The organism is Actinomyces sp. Marseille-QA0893 (genome assembly GCF_976954355.1).
On sequence record NZ_CDRJSY010000003.1, the window covers coordinates 129688 to 148482 of the forward strand.

The 18795-nt window shown below is 56.5% G+C and carries 21 protein-coding genes; 13 read left to right on the forward strand and 8 right to left on the reverse strand.

The annotated features are described in order from the left end of the window. Positions 1 to 93 precede the first annotated feature (93 nt). The 3 genes from ACWNMW_RS04965 to ACWNMW_RS04975 form a co-directional block, all read right to left on the reverse strand. Positions 94 to 630, reverse strand: a complete 537-nt coding sequence (locus tag ACWNMW_RS04965) for an ureidoglycolate lyase (protein WP_449490230.1) — start codon at positions 628 to 630, stop codon at positions 94 to 96. A 13-nt stretch (positions 631 to 643) separates the two neighbouring features. Beyond that, the gene (locus tag ACWNMW_RS04970) at positions 644 to 1402 is read right to left on the reverse strand and encodes a GntR family transcriptional regulator (RefSeq protein ID WP_449490231.1); all 759 of its coding nucleotides are present in this window, start codon (positions 1400 to 1402) and stop codon (positions 644 to 646) included. A 191-nt stretch (positions 1403 to 1593) separates the two neighbouring features. Continuing rightward, positions 1594 to 1950 (reverse strand): Ig-like domain-containing protein, encoded by a 357-nt coding sequence (locus tag ACWNMW_RS04975; RefSeq protein ID WP_231945342.1) that lies wholly within the window; start codon positions 1948 to 1950, stop codon positions 1594 to 1596. Positions 1951 to 2162: 212 nt separating this feature from the next. Between ACWNMW_RS04975 and ACWNMW_RS04980 the strand changes: the two genes are divergently transcribed. The 3 genes from ACWNMW_RS04980 (at position 2163) to ndk (ending at position 4459) form a co-directional block, all read left to right on the forward strand. Then, positions 2163 to 2963 carry a nitroreductase family protein gene (locus tag ACWNMW_RS04980; RefSeq protein WP_449490232.1) on the forward strand — a complete coding sequence of 267 codons (801 nt, stop codon included), beginning with the start codon at positions 2163 to 2165 and terminating at the stop codon, positions 2961 to 2963. A gap of 61 nt (positions 2964 to 3024) precedes the next feature. After that, entirely contained in the window at positions 3025 to 3690 is a 666-nt protein-coding gene (locus tag ACWNMW_RS04985) for a hypothetical protein (protein WP_449490233.1), read from the forward strand. Between the two features lie 298 nt (positions 3691 to 3988). Then, positions 3989 to 4459, forward strand: coding sequence for a nucleoside-diphosphate kinase (gene ndk, locus ACWNMW_RS04990; protein ID WP_034500937.1), 471 nt, complete (start codon positions 3989 to 3991; stop codon positions 4457 to 4459). On the opposite strand, the gene ACWNMW_RS04995 is transcribed toward ndk, so the two are convergent. After that, the gene (locus ACWNMW_RS04995) at positions 4456 to 5022 is read right to left on the reverse strand and encodes a YbaK/EbsC family protein (protein WP_449490234.1); all 567 of its coding nucleotides are present in this window, start codon (positions 5020 to 5022) and stop codon (positions 4456 to 4458) included. The genes ndk and ACWNMW_RS04995 overlap by 4 nt on opposite strands. Next, a complete protein-coding gene (mobA, locus tag ACWNMW_RS05000; RefSeq protein ID WP_449490235.1) occupies positions 5015 to 5656 on the reverse strand; it encodes a molybdenum cofactor guanylyltransferase in 642 nt (213 codons plus the stop codon). The genes ACWNMW_RS04995 and mobA overlap by 8 nt, the downstream gene beginning before the upstream one ends. Before the next feature lie 23 nt (positions 5657 to 5679). On the opposite strand from mobA, the gene narJ reads away from it, so the two are divergent. From narJ to ACWNMW_RS05035, 7 genes are all read left to right on the forward strand, one after another. After that, on the forward strand, positions 5680 to 6303 hold the full coding sequence (gene narJ, locus ACWNMW_RS05005) for a nitrate reductase molybdenum cofactor assembly chaperone (protein ID WP_449490236.1): 624 nt from the start codon (positions 5680 to 5682) through the stop codon (positions 6301 to 6303). 8 nt (positions 6304 to 6311) lie between these two features. Then, positions 6312 to 7100 carry a respiratory nitrate reductase subunit gamma gene (gene narI / locus ACWNMW_RS05010; RefSeq protein WP_449490237.1) on the forward strand — a complete coding sequence of 263 codons (789 nt, stop codon included), beginning with the start codon at positions 6312 to 6314 and terminating at the stop codon, positions 7098 to 7100. Positions 7101 to 7236: 136 nt separating this feature from the next. Then, complete coding sequence (locus tag ACWNMW_RS05015) at positions 7237 to 7974, forward strand: helix-turn-helix transcriptional regulator (RefSeq protein ID WP_449490238.1); 738 nt, start codon at positions 7237 to 7239, stop codon at positions 7972 to 7974. Positions 7975 to 8048: 74 nt separating this feature from the next. Further along, entirely contained in the window at positions 8049 to 8465 is a 417-nt protein-coding gene (locus ACWNMW_RS05020) for a TOBE domain-containing protein (RefSeq protein ID WP_449490239.1), read from the forward strand. Next, complete coding sequence (modA, locus tag ACWNMW_RS05025; protein WP_449490240.1) at positions 8462 to 9286, forward strand: molybdate ABC transporter substrate-binding protein; 825 nt, start codon at positions 8462 to 8464, stop codon at positions 9284 to 9286. Before ACWNMW_RS05020 ends, modA begins: the two co-directional genes overlap by 4 nt. A 40-nt stretch (positions 9287 to 9326) precedes the next feature. Continuing rightward, a complete protein-coding gene (locus ACWNMW_RS05030; RefSeq protein ID WP_449490241.1) occupies positions 9327 to 10982 on the forward strand; it encodes an ABC transporter permease in 1656 nt (551 codons plus the stop codon). A gap of 2 nt (positions 10983 to 10984) precedes the next feature. Beyond that, positions 10985 to 11617 (forward strand): hypothetical protein, encoded by a 633-nt coding sequence (locus ACWNMW_RS05035; RefSeq protein ID WP_449490242.1) that lies wholly within the window; start codon positions 10985 to 10987, stop codon positions 11615 to 11617. Between the two features lie 23 nt (positions 11618 to 11640). Here the strand turns inward: ACWNMW_RS05035 and ACWNMW_RS05040 are convergent, their stop codons facing one another. Then, positions 11641 to 12003, reverse strand: coding sequence for a hypothetical protein (locus tag ACWNMW_RS05040; RefSeq protein WP_449490243.1), 363 nt, complete (start codon positions 12001 to 12003; stop codon positions 11641 to 11643). 469 nt (positions 12004 to 12472) lie between these two features. On the opposite strand from ACWNMW_RS05040, the gene ACWNMW_RS05045 reads away from it, so the two are divergent. The 3 genes from ACWNMW_RS05045 to ACWNMW_RS05055 are packed head-to-tail and all read left to right on the forward strand — an operon-like array spanning position 12473 to position 17072. Next, positions 12473 to 14221 carry an ABC transporter ATP-binding protein gene (locus ACWNMW_RS05045; RefSeq protein ID WP_449490244.1) on the forward strand — a complete coding sequence of 583 codons (1749 nt, stop codon included), beginning with the start codon at positions 12473 to 12475 and terminating at the stop codon, positions 14219 to 14221. 1 nt (position 14222) lies between these two features. Then, entirely contained in the window at positions 14223 to 16175 is a 1953-nt protein-coding gene (locus ACWNMW_RS05050) for an ABC transporter ATP-binding protein (RefSeq protein ID WP_448750557.1), read from the forward strand. 27 nt (positions 16176 to 16202) lie between these two features. After that, entirely contained in the window at positions 16203 to 17072 is an 870-nt protein-coding gene (locus ACWNMW_RS05055; protein ID WP_449490245.1) for an alpha/beta fold hydrolase, read from the forward strand. Between the two features lie 66 nt (positions 17073 to 17138). On the opposite strand, the gene ACWNMW_RS05060 is transcribed toward ACWNMW_RS05055, so the two are convergent. Together ACWNMW_RS05060 and ACWNMW_RS05065 are read right to left on the reverse strand one after the other, a co-directional pair. Continuing rightward, positions 17139 to 17921 (reverse strand): amino acid ABC transporter ATP-binding protein, encoded by a 783-nt coding sequence (locus tag ACWNMW_RS05060; RefSeq protein WP_295893374.1) that lies wholly within the window; start codon positions 17919 to 17921, stop codon positions 17139 to 17141. After that, positions 17921 to 18769, reverse strand: coding sequence for an amino acid ABC transporter permease (locus ACWNMW_RS05065; protein ID WP_034501153.1), 849 nt, complete (start codon positions 18767 to 18769; stop codon positions 17921 to 17923). Before ACWNMW_RS05065 ends, ACWNMW_RS05060 begins: the two co-directional genes overlap by 1 nt. Positions 18770 to 18795 lie beyond the last annotated feature (26 nt).

Consider the following 18795-nt stretch of genomic DNA (forward strand, 5'->3'; position numbering starts at 1 on the left):
CGCTCCCTTGAGGGGAGCGGGAGCCTTGCGCCTTTGGTACTGACCGCCTGGGCTCCGCTTCTGATTGCACTATCAAGAGCGGAGCCCAGGGGTTTATTCAGAGTGTGTTGAGCGCTTGGAGCCCTTGCCGGTGCAGTGTGTAAAGAGGTCACTTGTCACGGCTTCGGCGCCTAGAGTGGCTCGAATCGAGGGGAATTGTGGGTCGGCGTCGGTGAGTCGGTGATACGCCGTTGCCCCATCGATCCCAAAGCAGTGTGAATGCCACGTTCCCTCATGGAGGATCATTGCGCATCCGCGTGGAATCACAATGAAAGTGGTCTCTTGAACGCTTGGTGCTGTGCAACTTTGGGGGCACACTGCCAAGATGATCGGAACCGATGTTGGGAGCAGGGTTTCGCGGGTGTGGTCGTGCTTTTCAAAAGCGCTTACTGGGGCATCAAAGATATCGATGAAGGTCATTGCCAGATTGACAGGATTGGCATTGACTTTTTGGGCGCTCGTGAAATCCTCCCAGCCATCCCCTGACTCTTGGACGACGCTTGGGTGCTCGGGGGAGAAACACAGTTCTTTTCCCCACAGGGAAATATCATCGATTCCCACGGTGAGAGTGGGACGAATATGAACGTTCATAGCTTGTCTTGCTTCAATCGCTCAGTGGAGCCGTGCTCTCTTCTTTAAGAGTAACGGGTTCTGCGTGACCCCTGACCTGGTCGATGGTCAAGGTTGCTTGCACCCGAGTTGAGTAGGTAACTTCGCTTTCCTCGATGCATGCCCCGTTGTGGTCGTAGGTAGAGCCCGTGAGGTGGAGAAGGCAGCGGGTACCTGCCGGTTCACCAAGGATCGTGCGGGTTTCTTGGTCAATGCTTCGCGCGCTCATCGAGACCACCGAGAACTTCGGAGTTGTCCGATAGACATCGCGAAGGATGTGATAGATCGAGGCATCGGTGAAATCAACTTCTTGGATGCCGGGGAATAGATCAATCGGGAGGAAAGAAATATCGAGGCTCACCGGGAAAGAGCCGTTGTCGTTCTCAATCAAGCGAAGGCGCTTGAGTCGTAGGAAGGGCCGATTCTGACGCAGTACCACCGAGTGATCCAAGACGCGTGCGCGTGCGTGGTCGCTTGTCCCCTCGAGGCGGTCGGTCAACGAGCCGAATCCCCACAAGACACGCTTGTTTTCCTGTGAGGTAACGAAGGTTCCTTTACCTTGATAGGACCGAAGATAGCCCTCACTGACGAGGACTTGGAGTGCGCGGCGGACTGTTCCCCGGGTCACTGAGAACTGCTCGCAAAGAATGCTCTCAGAAGGAATCCGTGAACCGGCGGTGAGATCGCCGTCCAGGATTTGGCGTCTGATAGTCTGTGCGATCTGTTCGTAGACCGGAGGGGAAATGCTTGTCACCTCATGCTCCTTTGCAATCTGCGGACAGGCGACAATATATGATGTAGATCATATACAGGTCAATATCCCTCATGTACGTATTTTCTAGACAAGTTCAAGGAAAAGTACATGAATATAGGTCTGATGACTTAGGTAAAACAATGCCCCGGGGGCCAGCTCACCTGGCCCCCGGGGACGAGATTGAATAAATGTCAGTTGTTACCTTCAACAACCTCGAGAGGAATCTGGTATTCCTTGCCGTTGGGGTCGGTGAGCTTAATGGTGGTTTCACCGACCTTCTTGGGGTGAATACGAAGGTTCTTGGAACCCTTGACCTGCTCGGCAATTTCCGCGTCAGCAATCTCGACCTTTGCCTTCGAGACGCTGCCATCGAGCTTGAACTCGAGGTCACGCTGCTCGGGGAGCTTCACGCCGGTTTCGACGACCGTGGCCGGATCCTTGGTAATGAACTTTTCGTTGGTTGCTGACTGGGGGCCGCTGGAGCAAGCAGCGAGGCCGGTTGCTGCCATGACGGCAATGCACATTGTTGCAATGAGAGATTTACGCATGACTCTCAGTCTAGCCATCCTCGAAAGAGCGTCCATCTCAGACTCCACATTTCGGAAGTCTGCACCTAAACTGCGACCGAATTGTGATGAAGCAATGCTGCCAAAATCCCAGGGTGAAGACGATCCGCGGTTGACGCAAAAGTGGGATGCACTGGCGAAAAATAGCCGAAAAACGGACAATAAGAGCGACCGTTGCAACCAAAGGAGCAAAAATGCAGGCCGAAGACTACCGCAAGGTCCCCGAAGTTGGAGTGACCAATCCAACGATTGACGTGCTGCGCGCACATCGCACCATCCGCAAGTTCGAGGACACCCAGCTTGGCCTCGAGGAACGCGATGCCCTCATCGACGTAGCCCGTCGCGCACCCACCTCATCCTTCCGCCAGCAGTTCTCAATCATTCACGTCACCGATGTGGCAAAGCGTGATGCTCTGGCTGAGGTCGCACAGCAGCCCTACGTGGGCACCTCCAAGGGCGACCTTTTCATGTTCGCCGTCGACCTCTACCGCAATGCGCGAATTCGTGAAGAAGCGGGAATGGATATTGCTCCGCTCCAGCGCACCAACCTGTTCTTGGCAGCCATGGAAGACGCGGTTTTGGCCGCTCACAACATGGAGGTTGCCGCTGAATCCATGGGTTTGGGCACGGTTTACCTCGGCTCGCTGCTGCGAGGTCCCGCGCGAACGATCGAGCTCCTCGAACTGCCTCGCATGACCTTCCCGATCCTCGGCCTGCTGGTGGGACGCCCGCTGCAGGACCCGCCTTACCGTCCTCGTATCCCCAAGGACTTGGCCGTCGGCGAAAACACCTACCCGAAGGTCGAGGGTTCCTACCTGGAGGCCCTTGCCGAATATGACGAAGACGTACGCACCTACTACGAAATGCGCAAGGCCGGCCTTGGAGCCACCAATGCCTTCACTCAGATCATCAGCGAACAGATGGGACTGCCTGACACCTTTGACACGGCCCCCGTCCTTGAGGTCTTGCATTCGCAAGGCCTGTGCTTGAGTTAATTTCCATTGCCGAGGCGGTGGTGCGTAGGCGATCATCGACCCCGCTGAAAGAGGAGAGTTTGTGAGTACACAGGTCACGCAGGAACTGGGCTTTTCAACCTACGTGTTCGTCGAGCGCCTAGGTAAGAACGCAGCAATCTTGCACCCTTTCCCTGAATTCAATATCTCCTTGGTGGCGCGCGCACTTGAGGAAGCGGGACTGCCGATTTCCATCATGGGCGAGCACGCACCTGAGCGCGGAGAAGGAATCTACTTCCAAGAAGAACCCTTCCCGGATGAGTTCCTCGGGATTTTGGCCGATGCGCTGAGCGTTCGAGGCATCGGCGCTTACGCCTACTGCCTCGTTGATGGATCGCTGGGTGATCTGGATCTGCACCTCTTCACGCGCGTGGGCGGGAGTTTCCCGCGTGCGGGCAAGAAGGTTGTACTGATGCGCCTCTACTTGGGGCGAAACGCCGAGGGACCCGCTGCGACAACATGGATTTTCGGCGCGCCCGCGGACCTCGAGGAAGTGAATGCGCTCCTGGGGGAGAAGTACGATACTCAGCCCGTGTCTGATCCGGCAGGTTTTGCGGCAATCGAAATTCAACACCCGGAGTTTTCGGCGGGATTGCAGGAACCTTCGCAGATCATGGACGATATTTTCCAGACTCTGGGTCGTCATGGTTTTGAGGGCCCAGCATTTGTGGAAGATCATTTTTCGCAGTCCAATGATGCGAATCTGTGAGCTGCGGGGTTAAAGCCAAGTAGCGCAGTTGACGCATGGGAAACCTGCTCCAGAAAACTCTCAGGAAACGCACGTATTCCTCGCAGTTGATCTTCGTAGACTAGGTGCATCAGACAACGAGTGACTGGTGTTGCTCGTATCTCTCCGGAAGACTTTCTGGGAAGACTGCTCTGTGTTGATGGGATAACGAAAAAGGGCTGACCATGGCGGTCAGTCCTTTTTCGTATCATCTGGGGCTATGACTTTCGGCCCATCGCCGGTTATGCTGAAGCGTCCTCACTCAAGCAAAGGAGATTTTGTGAGCGCCGATTCCGTTCTGATTACACGTCAGCACCTATTGGATCCCTCGTTGGAGCACACCCTCATCCTCGTCAAGCCCGACGGTTATGCCCGCGGTTTGACCGGTGAGATCCTGCGCCGCATCGAAGCGAAGGGCTACATCATCAAGGGCTTGAAGATCATGGTTGCCTCGCGTGAAATCCTCGCCGAGCACTACCGCGACCACGCAGGCAAGCCCTTCTTCGAGGGCCTCCTGGACTTCATGAGCGCCGGCCCCTTGGTCGCGATCATCGTTGAAGGTCAGCGCGTCATCGAAGGCATGCGCACCATGATGGGCTCGACCGATCCGACAACCGCTCCCGCCGGTACCATCCGCGGGGACCTCGGACGCGCCTGGGATACGCCGAACATGGAGAACATCATTCACGGTTCAGATTCGCCCGAATCCGCACTGCGCGAGATCGGCATCTGGTTCCCCGAAATCGACTAAATTCCCAGGCCTTCCACGATTTCAGCACCAGGAAGCGCGGCAAGGAGTTCTCCGGGAACGAAGAGCTTTGAGCGGCGCAGTCCCGAGCCGATGCAGGACCATCCCTGCACGCAACGCGAATCGATTAACAGTCGCCAGGCCTCGGGGATGCCAATCGGAGTGATCCCTCCGTATTCCATCCCCGAGGCCTCAACTGCGCGTTCTTGCGGCCAAAACGAGGCTTTTCGTACGTCGAGAAGCTTCTTCACCACGTGATTGACATCAGCATTGGTCGTTGCGCGCACAACACACGCTGCGATTCTTTCTTCACCCGCGCGCTTGCCCGCAACCAAAATACAATTCGAGGACAGCGCAAGATCCATCCCGAAAGCTTGGGTGAGAACCTCCGTATCAGCCAGTTCTGGGTCAACTTCACTTACTCGCGCGAACGAGGCCACGGCGGGGTTGGTCGTGTCGAGCGCGGTGAGCGCGCGTGCGACTGGCGGAGCCACAAGATCGAGGTGCTTAAGAGCGGGACGGGTCTCCAAGCTTCCCGAACCTGGAATTTCAATCGATTCACTCACCTGAGGTTTCTCCTTCAACGCAAAGCTCCCCGTCCATTGCGTATGTCTGCGCACGTTCCAAATCAAGGGGAGTATCAATATCAGCGACCCACGATGCCGGGACCTCGATATCAACGGTATTGAGCTCGGCAAGCAGCGAACGCATCGAACGATTGACCCACTCACTCGCGGGGAACCGGCTCACTGCCTCCAGCGAAAAAACTCCGATGAGATTTTGGCGGTAACCATCGGCGCAGGCACTGACGCCATCTACGTGCTTACCCTGCGCCGCCAAATCAGCCACGGCCTCGAGAAGAAGAGGAAAGCACAGCGATGCAAGGGGAGCGTCCACGGGAAGCAGACCAACCCATCGCGGCCTCGCACAATCATCCCCGAGGATCCGCTTCACTGCATCGACACCGGTCAAGAACCCGGCTGCGGGTCCAGATTTCGGCGGTTCCTCCATCACTCGAATAACGTCACTGGGAACAGTGACAGTTTCAGGAACAACGCACACATGCGGAATATTCGGCTGAGAAATCAGCGCCCACTCTAATGCTCGCCGACCTCGAATGACCAAGTCTGGTTTTGACGCTCCACCTAGGCGCTTTCCATCACCTCCGCCTAGGACAATTAATGCGCTGAGCGAGTCCATGTTCCACTCCGGCCGCCGCTCTTTTGGACTACCCGGGGCAGGAATGGGACGACATCTTGACCGAGGTGGCTTCCACCTTGGCTCAGCTTCCTGCCGAGGCCGCGGCTGAGTTCTCCCAGTTCCTTGACTGGGCGGGGGAGCGCTCGCGTCGCGAGGTCGAGGAAGCCTACGTTGAAACCTTTGATCAGAAGCGTCGCTGCTGCTTGGAGCTGACCTACTACGCTACGGGGGACACCCGACAGCGTGGAATTGCTCTGACCATTGTTCGCGATCTCTACGCGGCAGTTGGATGGCAGCTCGATAATGATCAGCTTCCCGACTACTTGCCGAATATCCTCGAGCTTGCTGCTCGCACCGAGGGTGAAGAGCATGAGCTTGTGGAGTCGATGTTGGCCTCGCACCGCGAGGGAATCGAGATTCTTCACGCTGCTTTGCTGTCTTTGTCCTCCCCGTGGGCGCATGTTGTTGCTGCCTTGCGTATGGCTCTACCCGAGGTGGACGAGGCTACTTTTGCCCGTATGCAGACACTTGTCCGTCAAGGCCCTCCCAGTGAAATGGTGGGAATGGCTGATCGCGGTGATCTTCCTTGGCCCACAGTACAAACTCCGTCATCCCTTCTTTCGCCCGCGGGTGAGAACGAACTCTAAGGATTGTCATGAACCTTTTCCTCTGGGGAGTGCTTCCCTACATTTCATTCACCCTTCTGATCGGTGGGTTGATTTGGCGTTACCGCAGTGACCAGTACGGGTGGACTTCACGTTCCTCCCAGCTCAACGAGGGGCGTATCCTGCGCCTGTCTTCGCCCTTGTTCCACTTCGGCATTTTGGGTGTGGCACTGGGTCACGTCATGGGCTTGGTGATTCCGCAGTCGTGGACCGAGGCCATGGGAGTGAGCGAGCATGCCTACCACATGGTTGCGATCATTGGTGGTGGTATCGCCGGGCTCATGACCTTGGTTGGCTTGCTTGGTCTGCTCTACCGTCGCATTGTGAAGAAGTCTGTGCGCCTGGCAACTACGCGTAACGACATCATCATGTACGTGCTTTTGTCCGTTGCGATCTTCCTTGGCGGTGCTGCAACGCTGACAACGCAGATTCTGGGTAAGGGCGGCGGATACAACTACCGTGAGACGATCTCGGTTTGGTTCCGTTCGATCTTCATGTTCCAGCCCGATGTCTCCTTGATGACCGATGTTCCGCTTCAATTCAAGCTGCACATCATTGCTGGCCTGATCCTGTTCGCGGTGTGGCCTTTCACCCGCTTGGTGCATGTTCTTTCGGCCCCTGTTGCTTACCCGACTCGCCCCTATGTTGTGTATCGTTCACGCTCGGCTGCAACCGCTGCTTCGCAGCCGGCTCGTGGATGGACTCCGGTTCGAGGTGGCGCTGCAGGACCGTCGAGCAAGGACTTCCCATCTGATGACGCCCCCTACCAGGGCGCGTAATGAGGTTGAAACACTGAGGCCGTATGCGCTGACCAGCGCATACGGCCTCACCATTTGAAACGTGCTGAGGCAACAAATTTCCTCTGCATTAGAATGAAGAACATATCCCGTAATACATGGCACACAAGGAGAGGCAGTGATCGGTAGCGAGACGAAGGCTGGGCCCGTTGGTATTGAAGACATGATGGCCCAACTAGCGACCGCGTCTCCCGCTCAGCGCAAGGTTTTGCATGCGTTGACAGATATTGGTCGAGAGGCAACCGTCGTTGAGGTTGCCGAGTACCTTGGCATTCACAAGAACTCTGTCCGTGAGACCCTGATCCCCTTACTCGAACAGGGTTTGGTCGTGCGCCGCACGCATTCGCCCGAAGGTCGCGGTCGTCCCGCGATGTACTACGAAATTGCTGTCCTTGAAGACGCAGCTCGCCTCCAGCGTCAGTCGACAGAACTTCTTATTGCTGCGGCCTCGGCAATGGCGCAGGCGGAGGATGGCGGGGAGCAACTCGCTGACGCAATGGGGCGCAATTGGGGGCAGCAGTACGTTGACCTCATTCGCGAATCAGGTGCTTTTGATGCAGCTCGAGATGATCAGGACGCGCTCTTCTCTTTGTTGAGGGTCTTCCTATCAACGCGCGGCTTCCGCGCCGAAAATACCGATGACGGGAATCTCTCCATTAATTCCTGCCCCTATGTGGGTATTGGGGATGCCCGTATTCAACAGATCGTGTGTCGCATGCACGGCTCGGCCGTCCGCCACATTGTGGAGGAGCTGAGCAATGGGGATATCTCCTTGACGGTTGTTCCCTTTGCTGATGATTGCGGATGTCGTGTGCTCTTTGAAGATATTCCCGTACGCCAAGCAGCTGGAGAATGACGCAATTGCGGAGATTTCGTCAATAAAGCTCAATTTATTCGGAGAAATCGGGTTATTTCCATTAGACCAATTGAGTGCCTCACTACAAAGTCTCCACTCTTGCAACTCTCCTTGGCGTCAGTGACGATACCGTTCGCCGTTGGCTCGACGAAGGCCTAGTCAGACGCGCGGAAAACGATGGGAATACCGGCCCACTACGCGTTGATGGCGCATCGGTTGCCGAACTCATTGTCAGCCAACCCGAAGTTCACCAAATCGCTGCAGGGCAGGACTCTCAGTCCGTTCGAAACCACCTTCAAGGGCTGGTTATTGCAATCCGCAGTGACACGGTAATGAGCCAAGTCGACCTGCAGTGTGGGCCCTATCGAGTCGTCTCTCTAATCTCCACCGAAGGGGTGCGGGAGCTGGGGCTTGAGGTCGGGTCCATCGCTATGGCTCAAATCAAGGCAACAAACGTCTCTCTTCAGGTACCGAATGGAGGAAACCTGTGAAGCACTACAAGGGAATTGTCGCGGTAGCCGCGGCAAGCCTTCTTGCGCTTACCGCTTGCTCAGGCGGGAACAGTGCATCTGCAGACAAGTCTGCAACCGCCTCGGCATCTGCTTCGACAGAGGCCGCAGCACCGGTTGAACTCAACGTTTTCGCGGCGGCTTCGCTGAATAAGGCCTTCCCCGAGATCGTTGATACGGTCCTTAAGGAAAGCGATCCGAACATCAAGGTGACCTTCAACTTCCAGGGCTCATCTACTCTGGTTGACCAGATGAAGGAAGGCGCACCCGCTGACGTTTTTGCTTCTGCCGACCAGAAGAACATGACTAAGGCAAGCGATGCGAAGCTCGTTGATTCACCGAAGCCCTTCGCCTCTAATGTCCTGACGCTGATTGTTCCCAAGGGAAATCCTGCCAAGATCACTGGTCTTGATTCCTCGCTTGACGGCAAGAAGCTTGTTGTGTGTGCACAGGGTGTTCCCTGCGGTAACGCAACCAAGCAGCTGGCCGAAAAGCTTGGCGTCACCCTCAGCCCCGTCTCTGAGGAGCAGAAGGTGACGGACGTGCGCGCAAAGGTCGAGAGCGGTGAAGCCGATGCAGGCCTCGTCTACGCGACCGACGCGAAGGCTGCCGGCGACAAGGTCGAAACCATCGAGGTCGCACGAGCGAACGAGGTTGTGAACTCATACCCCATCGCCCTGACCGTCTCGACACAGAATAAGGAAGCCGCGCAGAAGCTCATCGACGCTGTCCTTTCCGATAAGGGACAGGCGGTTCTGAAGAAGTACGGCTTCTCGGCACCGACCGCTGCGGATAAGGGCTGAAATCGCCTTCAACTACTCACAGTAGTTTCGGAATAATCTCATGAGAAAGAAGCACAGGCATGCGGGGATCCCGCGTTGGATCGCACTCCCCGCAGCCTGTGCTGTTCTATTTCTCCTCGTTCCTTTCATTGCACTGCTCCTGCGCATTGATTGGGTTCAATTTCCCCACCTATTCACTCAGGCACTGGGTTCTCAGGCTCTTGCCCTCTCGCTGCGCACCTGTCTTGCCTCGACACTTGCCTGCATCATTGTTGGAGTTCCGCTGGCGCTGGTGTGTGCGCATGCGCGAGATGTGTGGTGGTCGCGGTTTCTGCGCTCCATGGTTACTTTGCCCATGGTTCTTCCTCCGGTTGTCGCAGGCTTGGCGCTTCTCATTACGTGGGGGCGCCGAGGCCTGATCGGAGCCTATCTGCAAATCTTCGGCATCAATATCGCCTTCACGACGCTCGCGGTCATCATGGCGCAGACCTTCGTGTCGCTACCTTTCTTTGTTTCTTCACTTGAGGGGGCATTGCGCACGCGAGGCTTCAAGGAGGAACGCGTTGCTTCGACTTTGGGTGCTACTCCCTCACGGACGCTCTGGTTTGTCACCCTGCCACTGATGATCCCAGCGCTGGTGTCTTCGACTGCCTTGGCCTTCTCGCGTGCACTGGGGGAGTTCGGCGCGACGATCACTTTCGCGGGTTCTTTGGCTGGAGTAACCCGCACGCTTCCCCTCGAGATTTACCTCCAGCGCGAAGAATCAACCGATATGGCATTGATGCTTTCGGTCATCTTGGTCTTTGTTGCGCTTGTCTTGGTTGGCGGAGCTTCGGCCTTTTCGCAGTGGTGGTATTCGCGCCTCATGAGTGGCGCCGCCCTTGACGAGGCGAATGTTCCCTCAGGGGCCTCGCGCGTGGCTACGCAGCCCGACCACGGCCTCGGGAATGAGAATGGAGACGCGCAGGGCCAGCATCCACGCGTCCCCGTCCCCGGCGTGCGGATTGCCGGGAAGTTTCCCGAGCGACGTATCGATGTCGACCTCACCTGCCAGGGCGGCGCCGTCACTGCGTTTATGGGGCACAACGGTTCGGGAAAGAGCACGTTGCTGTCGGTGCTTTCTGGTGTCCTCGACGCTCCGCAGATGACCTGCACCTGGCAGTGGCCAGACGGCGTTTCAGGTCGCCAGCCGAAGATCGCAACTTTGGAGCAGAAACCGGTCTTGTTCCCCCATATGAGTGTGCTCGCTAATGTTGCCTTCCCCTTGCGTTGCGCGGGTATTTCCACTGACGAGGCCGAGGTGCGTGCGCGCGAAGCCCTGGAGTCTGTGGGTTTGGCAAGCTTGGAGCAGCGCAGGCCCGCGCAGGTGTCTGGGGGCCAGGCACAGCGAATCGCACTCGCGCGAGCGCTGGTTGTGGATCCGGATGTGCTGCTCTTGGATGAGCCGATGGCGGCGCTTGACGTCGAGGCCGCGCGCGGCTTACGCGAGTTGATTGCCCAGCGCTTTGCGGGTAGGACCATCATCATGGCCACGCACCAAATCGAAGACGCCGCGGCACTGGACGCGCGGATCATCGTATTGAAGAATGGTTGTGTTCTCAGGCAAGGTCCATGGCGCGAACTTGTCGATCAGTCGATGAGCCAGGCACAGGGTAGTGATTCCGCGCTGTTGGCAATGGGGCTGAGTGCTCTGGAGAGGGCACTCGGGCAGGAGTAAAGGTGAAACCACTGCTATCGCTTCGCTCAATGAGTAGGCGCGGAACGGTCAACCTGTGGCTATTCATCATCACCGCCATCACCGGGCCGCTGGTCTACCTCATGTCTCCAAAACTGTGGTCTTTTGCGATGGTGAGTTGGGCTCTTGTATGCGTGACGCCCATTGCTGTTGCGATCGTGTTGATTCCCGTCATCAAGGGCTGCGCTCAGGGGAGCGTGCGTGATGCCGTGAGATTTCGTCGTCGCTTGTCTCCCGCGATGTCAAAAGTGTTATGCGTTGGGCTGGTTACCATTGACTGCGGTCTTGTGGGAATGGGCGCTGTCTTGTCGTCTCAGGTAGTGGCAGATGTCGTATCGGGCAGTGAGAGCCTCACCGTGCGTTGCCTCGATCATCAAGAAGAGACATCAACCGTGATGCGCAGAAGAAATCTAAAGAGCCGCATATTTACCACCCATGTCACCTTGGCGAAGGAGTCCGGCGAAGAGATCAAGCTGAAGTTCACTGACGGCACGAATTACACGAATACTCACGCATACAGACAACTACGTAAGCACTGCATCTACGAGGACACTTTTACCGTCTCGATGTATCCCCGGACGCACGTGGTAACACACGTCAGCGAGGTCCGCGGATAAGACCTCACTGGCCTCATTGCCTATTACGGATTAAAAAGAAGTCCAAAGACGAAGAGATAGACCGGGAAGAGCAGAATCATGATGGAAATCGTGCAGAGCAGAAATGAACGGCTCTGAGCGCCCAGGGCGGTTAAGAAAACCCCCAAGGCTACTGAAATGGGGAGGAATAGGTCCTCACGGCTGGTCAACCCCGCCCACAGAAGCATGATGGCCACCGGGAGCAGAAGAAGGTAAAGCATCGTTGAGGGCGTGTGCTTGGTAGAAAATCCCCAGGTCCACTCAGCTGCCCCGAGTACGTCGGCGCCCGGGTCGAGGCGGCGAGTAGGAATGCTGTCCTCGGTCTGCTTTTCGGGCGTCGCCTGCGGTGCTACCTGTTCGTTCGTCATTGCTCGCGCTCCTCTAGATTTGCTGTCTTGTGAGTAGATTGTGCTGGGCACAGTATAACGAAAGAAAGTTTGAAGATTTAGTGGCTTCTATGGGAGGCAGCTGCGTGGATAGAAAAACACTGTGGGGGCCGGTGAAACCGACCCCCACAGTGCATCCCATCAACACAATATGCGTAAAAAACAGCGTCCCTCAACAGGTAAAAGGAGACGGGGCCTTGCGACCCCCGATGTCTGATATTGCAAATGTACGAGGCGAATCTGTGGGAGCTTTGGGGTCAAGCTATGAATAAGCTATGAATGAGAATGGCGGAGGAAATGACGCGCAATGCCAATTGATGCGGCGACAGTTAATATGAAGGCATCACATCTTTTCGGCATTCCTACAGTGGCCACAGTGAAGCTCAGCGCCCAAAACACCGCCAGGTAGGTATGTGCTACACACAGTAATCAGCCAGGGGTTCAGTACTATATGTCAACTATTCGCACCTTGTTGAGGAGCCTTCGCGAGTATCGTCGCCCATCACTCCTGACACCGTTTTTCGTCACGGGAGAAGTCATTCTTGAGTGCTTCCTCCCCTTGGTCATGGCATCCTTGGTTGATCACCTCCAAGGAGGTGCACTCACTCCGGTCGTGCGCCTCGGCATCTTCATGCTGGTCATGGCGATGTTCTCGCTCCTTTTCGGGATCCGCGCTGCGCGCTTCGGTGCGACCGCAGCAGCTGGGCTGGCAAAGCATCTGCGTCAAGACCTCTTCTTCAAGGTCCAGGATTTCTCTTTTGGAGATGTCGATCGTTTTTCGACATCCTCTCTGGTTACCCGCATGACAACGGACGTGACTAACGTCCAAAATGCCTACGGCATGATTATCCGTGTTGCCGTCCGCGTCCCCTTGATGGTTGTCTTCTCGATCATCATGACGCTTCGCATCAACTGGCACATGTCCCTGATTTTCCTCATCATGTTGCCTTTCCTGGCGGCAATCATGTTCGGGATTATCATCTTTATCTTCCCGGTTTTCCGGCGAATCTTTAAGAAGTACGATGCTCTGAATAACTCGGTCCAAGAGAACATCGCAGGCATCCGAGTTGTGAAATCCTTCGTCAACGAAGAGTATGAAAAGACCCGTTTCGCCAAGCGCTCAGAAGAAGTGCGAGCAGACTTCACTTTCGCGGAAAAGGTTCTGGCGCTCAATACTCCCGTCATGATGCTTTTCATCTTTGGCGCAATCATGCTGGTGGACTTCATCGGCGCGCAGATGATTGTTGCTTCTGGCGGCACGGAGTTGACCACAGGCCAGCTCTCGGCCCTGATCACCTACGGCATCCAAATTCTGACGGCCATGATGATGCTCGCCTTCATCTTCGTCATGATCACGATTGCCGGAGAATCCGCGAATCGTATCGCGGAGGTTCTTCGTTACGAATCGCCGCTGACCTCTCCCGAATACGGTATTCGCGAGGTCCCCACCGGGGATATCACCTTCGAAAACGTCACCTTCAAGTACAAGGAGGACTCCGAGCGCCCCGCTCTATCGGATATCTCCTTGACCGTTCCCGCCGGTTCAACACTGGGCGTCGTGGGCGGAACAGGTTCCGCAAAGACCTCACTCATCCAGTTAATCCCTCGCCTGTATGACGTCACCGAAGGAAAGGTCACGGTCGGCGGCATCGACGTTCGCGACTACCGCCTCGAACCCCTGCGAGATGCGGTTTCCGTCGTCCTCCAAAAGAACATTCTCTTCTCGGGAACCATCAAAGAGAACCTGCGTTGGGGTAATCCTGACGCGACCGATGCGGAACTGATCCGCGCGTGCGAGCTTTCCCAGGCGGACGAGTTCATCCGCCAATTCCCTGACGGCTACGACACCATGGTCGAACGAGGCGGTGCCAACCTTTCCGGCGGCCAAAAGCAGCGCCTGTGCATTGCTCGCGCGCTCCTCAAGAAGCCCATGATCCTCATTTTGGATGACTCAACCAGTGCGGTGGATACCAAGACCGACGCCCTGATCCGCCAAGCATTCGAGACTGAAATCCCCGATACGACGACGATCATCATCGCCCAGCGCATTTCTTCAGTTCAGCACGCCGACCAGATCATCGTTTTGGACGATGGACGTATTAAGGAACACGGCACGCACCAGGAACTTCTGGATTTGGGCGGCGAGTACCGCGAACTTTACGACACGCAAAACAGCCCGAGCGAAAGCGAGGTGGCCTGAGATGACGACGCAGCAAACGGAACAAAAAGAACAGGCACTGCAAGCGGAAGAAAAAGATCCGCACAAGCTCGAGGGCGTTCCCAAGCCGCTCGGTCGCCTCCTCAAGTACCTGTGGGCGAGTTACAAGGGCCTTCTCCTTGTAGTTTTCGTGTGCATCATTGTTTCGGGAATCGCATCGGCTGTTGGCGCGATCTTCCTCCAGCAAATCGTTGACCGCGTTATTCTCCCGGGCATGGAACAGGGCCTTCCTGCGGTTATGCCGACCTTGATCCGCATCGTCACCGTCATGGGGATTGTCTTCGGTTCGGGAATCGTGTGTTCCTTCATTTACACGCGACTGATGGCCATCATCACCCAGGGCACCTTGAAGAAGATGCGCGATGACATGTTTGATCGCATGGAGTCCTTGCCCCTGAAGTTCTTCGATACCCACCCGCACGGCGCGGTGATGTCGACCTATACCAATGACACGGATGCACTGCGTCAGTTGATCGGTCAGTCAATCCCGACCTTGATTTCTTCCATCTTGACCATCGTTGCGCTGCTCGCAACTATGCTGAGCTACTCGGTGTGGCTGACACTTGTGGTCCTTTTGATGTCGGGAACAATGTTCGGCGTAACCAAGAAGATGGGCGGTGGCTCAGCGAAATTCATGGTTGCCCAGCAGCGCTCGCTGGCCGACGAAGAAGGTTATATCGAAGAAATGATGGATGGCCAGAAGGTCATCAAGGTCTTCAACCACGAAGACGCCGTCAAGGAAGAGTTCCTCACATACAACCACCAGCTCTTCAACGATTCGCAGCGCGCGAATCAGTACGGCAATATGCTCATGCCGGCGCTGGGAAACATCGGAAATATTCTCTACGTCTTGGTTGCGCTTATCGGCGGTGTCATGATCGAGTTGCATGCCCCGAACCTTGGTTTTGCGGGTATGGGCACAATCACCGTCGGTATTGTCGTTTCCTTCCTGGGCATGGTGCGTAACTTTACGCAGACGCTGGGGCAGGCCTCGATGCAGGTCCCGATGATTGCGCTGGGTCTGGCCGGCGCCTCGCGAGTCTTCGCCCTCATGGAGCAAGAGAGCGAAGAAGACGAAGGTTACGTGACACTGGTCCGCGCACGCGTCGATGAAAACGGCGAGGTCCACCCCACTGAGGAACGCACGGGAGTGTGGGCATGGCGCCACCCCCACAGCGATGGAACGATCACCTACACTCGCCTGCGCGGCGAGTTGGTCATGGAAAATGTCGACTTCTCCTACGACGGGAAGAAGACGGTCCTGCACGATATCTCGCTGTGGGCAACTCCCGGTCAGAAGATTGCCTTCGTTGGTGCGACGGGTGCGGGTAAGACGACCATCACCAACCTGATCAACCGTTTCTACGATATTGCCGATGGCAAGATACGCTTTGACGGAATCAATATCACGAAGATCCACAAGCCTGATCTGCGTCGCTCTCTGGGCGTTGTTCTCCAAGACGTAAAGCTCTTCACCGGAACGGTCATGGACAATATTCGCTTCGGGCGCTTGGACGCGAGTGATGAAGAGTGCATTGCTGCCGCGAAGCTCGCGAATGCGCATTCCTTCATCGAGCGTCTTCCCGATGGCTACCAGACCATGCTGAGTGGAAATGGTTCGAGCCTGTCGCAGGGCCAGGCCCAGTTGCTCTCTATTGCGCGCGCAGCTGTTGCCGATCCGCCGGCGATGATTCTGGACGAGGCGACCTCCTCGATCGATACGCGTACCGAGTCGCTGGTCCAAAACGGTATGGATAACCTCATGGAAGGACGCACGGTCTTCGTCATTGCTCACCGCCTCTCCACGGTGCGCAATTCTGATGCCATTATGGTGTTGGATCACGGCCGTATTATTGAACGTGGAAGCCACGACGAACTGATTGCTCAAAAGGGCGTGTACTACCAGCTGTACACGGGAGCTTTTGAGCTCGAGTGAAATTCCCACGTGCGTGGGGGGGGATGTATGCAGATACGTGGAGAAGTTCATTGCGAGCCTTTTGGGGGAGATCTTCCCGAGGGTGTGCGTTGCCTGGGGATTCCCAGTGCTGCTGGCGTCTTGACCGCGGTAGTAACTGACGAGGCCGTGGCTGGGTCTACCCCTGCGCTCCTCGTGCCAGGTTTTACCGGTTCCAAAGAAGACTTCACTCCCTTTATGCCCTATTTGGCGCAGCGCGGCCGGGCGGCGCTTGCATATTCGCAGCGAGGACAAGCTGATTCCGCGGCCCCGGTAGGCGTGAAAAATTATCGTTTGAGTGATTTTGTCGGTGACCTGATTGAGGTTGCTCGATCAATGGGTGCACAAGAGAATCCTGTGCACCTATTGGGACACTCCTTCGGAGGTGTAATTGCACGGCAGGCCGCTGTGAAAGCTCCTGAGCTGTTCCGTTCCGTGACGCTGTTTTCTACAGGCCCTCGGCCGCCTGAATCGATGCGTTGGACACCCCTGCGTCAGCGTCTGCTGTCTTCGACAACGGGGAAGCGGCTTTCGGCTTGGTATATCTCGCAGTTCTTGAGTGAGGATCCCAGGGAAGAGCTCATCGCACATCGATCACTTGTCACCAGCGAGGATTCGCTGATGGGAGCGGCCTTCATTTTGGCTCGTTACCCGGATGTCTGTGTGCCCTTGCGTCAGAGTGGTCTTCCCGTGCTGATCACTCACGGGGTAGGAGATAGCGTTTGGCCAGAGCGAATGCATCGCCAAGAAGCTCAGGTTCTTGGAGCACGCTATGAGACTATTCCCGACGCGAAGCACAGCGCTCAATTGGAAAATCCTGCTGTTTTGGCCGATGTCGTCACGCGCTTTTGGGAAGACGTCGAATCACCTGCGGACTAAATGCCGTGTGCCCCTTGGCAGCTTCCGTGGGAAGCCGCCAAGGGGCACACAACTATTCGCTTATTCTCAGTGGAACACTCGAGCAAGGAACTCTTGAGTCTGAGGCATCTTCGGGTTTCCGATGACTTCCTCCGGCGGTCCCTGTTCAACGATCTTTCCGCGCTCCAAGAAGACGACGCGATCGGCGACCTGGCGGGCGAAGCCAATTTCGTGCGTTGCCATGAGGATCGTTGAACCGGTGTTTTTCACTTCGCGAACCAGGTCGAGCACCTCGCCGACCAGCATGGGGTCCAGTGCCGAGGTGATCTCATCGAGAAGTAAAAGCTCGGGGTTCGTGGCGAGCGCGCGAACAATTGCCACGCGCTGCTGCTGACCGCCCGAAAGACGATCGGGGAACTCGCGGGCCTTTGAGGCAAGACCGATTCGCTCAAGCAGGCTCATTCCGCGCTCCGCTGCCTCTTCGGGGCTCCACCCGTGAACCTTGCGCGCTGCAAGGGTGACGTTGTCGATGACCGACATGTGGGGGAAGAGGTTGTAGTGCTGGAAGACGACACCGATCTGCGCGCGGATTTTATCCGCGTTGATGCTCGGATCGGTGATGTCTTGGCCCGAGAGGAAGATCTGTCCATCGTCAACGCGTTCCAAGAGGTTGGCGCAGCGAAGGAGGGTGGACTTACCGGAACCGGAGGCACCCAAGAGGACCACGACCTCGTGACGGCGGACGTCAAGGTCGAGGCCGCGCAACACGATATTGGATCCGAAGCGTTTGACGACGCCTTGGATGCTCAGGACGGTCTCATCTAAGGCCGCTTGCTCGGTGGCCTCGTTCGTGGCTGTTGTCTGGCTCATCAGACGGTTCCTCCCATCTGTTCGCGCTTACGCAGACGCGCGGTGTACCAATCGGAAAGACGAATGAAGGGGAAGGACAAGATGATGAAGAAGATACCTGCAACCACGTAGGAGGTGAAGTTGTAGGTAGTTGCCTGCTGGAGCTGAGCGGCTCGGATGGCATCCGTTGCGCCCAGGACCGAGATCAGGCCCACGTCCTTTTGCATTGAAATGAAGTCATTCATCAGTGCCGGGGTGACCTTGCGGACTGCCTGGGGAACGATGATGTGACGCATGGTCTGACCGTGGGTGAGGCCAAGGGAGCGTGCTGCATAGCGCTGCGAGGGGTGAACGGATTCAAGGCCCGCGCGCAGAACCTCAGAAACGTACGAGGTGTAGGTGATGATGAGCGCGACAGTGCCCAAGAGCGTGACGTCGATACGCCTCGTGGGGTTGAGCGCCGGGATGCCGAAGCCGATCAAGTACAAGACGACGATGAAGGGGATTCCGCGGAAAATGTCGGTGTAGGCAGCCGCAAGGAAACGCAGCGGGAAGAACACGGGGCCAGCCAAGGTACGGGTAGCAGCCAGGAGGGTAGCGAAGATTGCTACGCCGGTTGCTGCCACCAGCAGCATGCGGATATTTAGCCACATGCCGGAGAGCACAGCTGGGATGGCCTGACGCGCATACTCCCAGTTAAAGAAGGTTTCCTGAGTGGTCTTCCATCCGGGAGAGGAAGCGAGGACCGCAACAATGATGGCGGCGATAATCAGGGTTGAAATCGCGGAGATAAAAAGTGAACGAGTGGTGCGTTTACGTCGATAACGACGGCGCTGCTCTTCGACCGCAGAGACTGGGAATTCAGCCATTGGGTCATCTGAACGAGAGTGATTGA

Excerpts from the sequence above, each read along its gene's own strand:
- ACWNMW_RS04980 (WP_449490232.1), top strand. The coding sequence starts at position 2,163 with ATGCAGGCCGAAGACTACCGCAAGGTCCCCGAAGTTGGAGTGACCAAT.
- ACWNMW_RS05045 (WP_449490244.1), top strand. The coding sequence starts at position 12,473 with ATGTCAACTATTCGCACCTTGTTGAGGAGCCTTCGCGAGTATCGTCGC.
- ACWNMW_RS05060 (WP_295893374.1), bottom strand. The coding sequence starts at position 17,921 with ATGAGCCAGACAACAGCCACGAACGAGGCCACCGAGCAAGCGGCCTTA.
- ACWNMW_RS05050 (WP_448750557.1), top strand. The coding sequence starts at position 14,223 with ATGACGACGCAGCAAACGGAACAAAAAGAACAGGCACTGCAAGCGGAA.
- ACWNMW_RS04975 (WP_231945342.1), bottom strand. The coding sequence starts at position 1,950 with ATGCGTAAATCTCTCATTGCAACAATGTGCATTGCCGTCATGGCAGCA.
- narI (WP_449490237.1), top strand. The coding sequence starts at position 6,312 with ATGAACCTTTTCCTCTGGGGAGTGCTTCCCTACATTTCATTCACCCTT.
- ACWNMW_RS05040 (WP_449490243.1), bottom strand. The coding sequence starts at position 12,003 with ATGACGAACGAACAGGTAGCACCGCAGGCGACGCCCGAAAAGCAGACC.
- mobA (WP_449490235.1), bottom strand. The coding sequence starts at position 5,656 with ATGGACTCGCTCAGCGCATTAATTGTCCTAGGCGGAGGTGATGGAAAG.
- ACWNMW_RS05055 (WP_449490245.1), top strand. The coding sequence starts at position 16,203 with ATGCAGATACGTGGAGAAGTTCATTGCGAGCCTTTTGGGGGAGATCTT.
- ACWNMW_RS05030 (WP_449490241.1), top strand. The coding sequence starts at position 9,327 with ATGAGAAAGAAGCACAGGCATGCGGGGATCCCGCGTTGGATCGCACTC.
- ACWNMW_RS05065 (WP_034501153.1), bottom strand. The coding sequence starts at position 18,769 with ATGGCTGAATTCCCAGTCTCTGCGGTCGAAGAGCAGCGCCGTCGTTAT.
- ACWNMW_RS04965 (WP_449490230.1), bottom strand. The coding sequence starts at position 630 with ATGAACGTTCATATTCGTCCCACTCTCACCGTGGGAATCGATGATATT.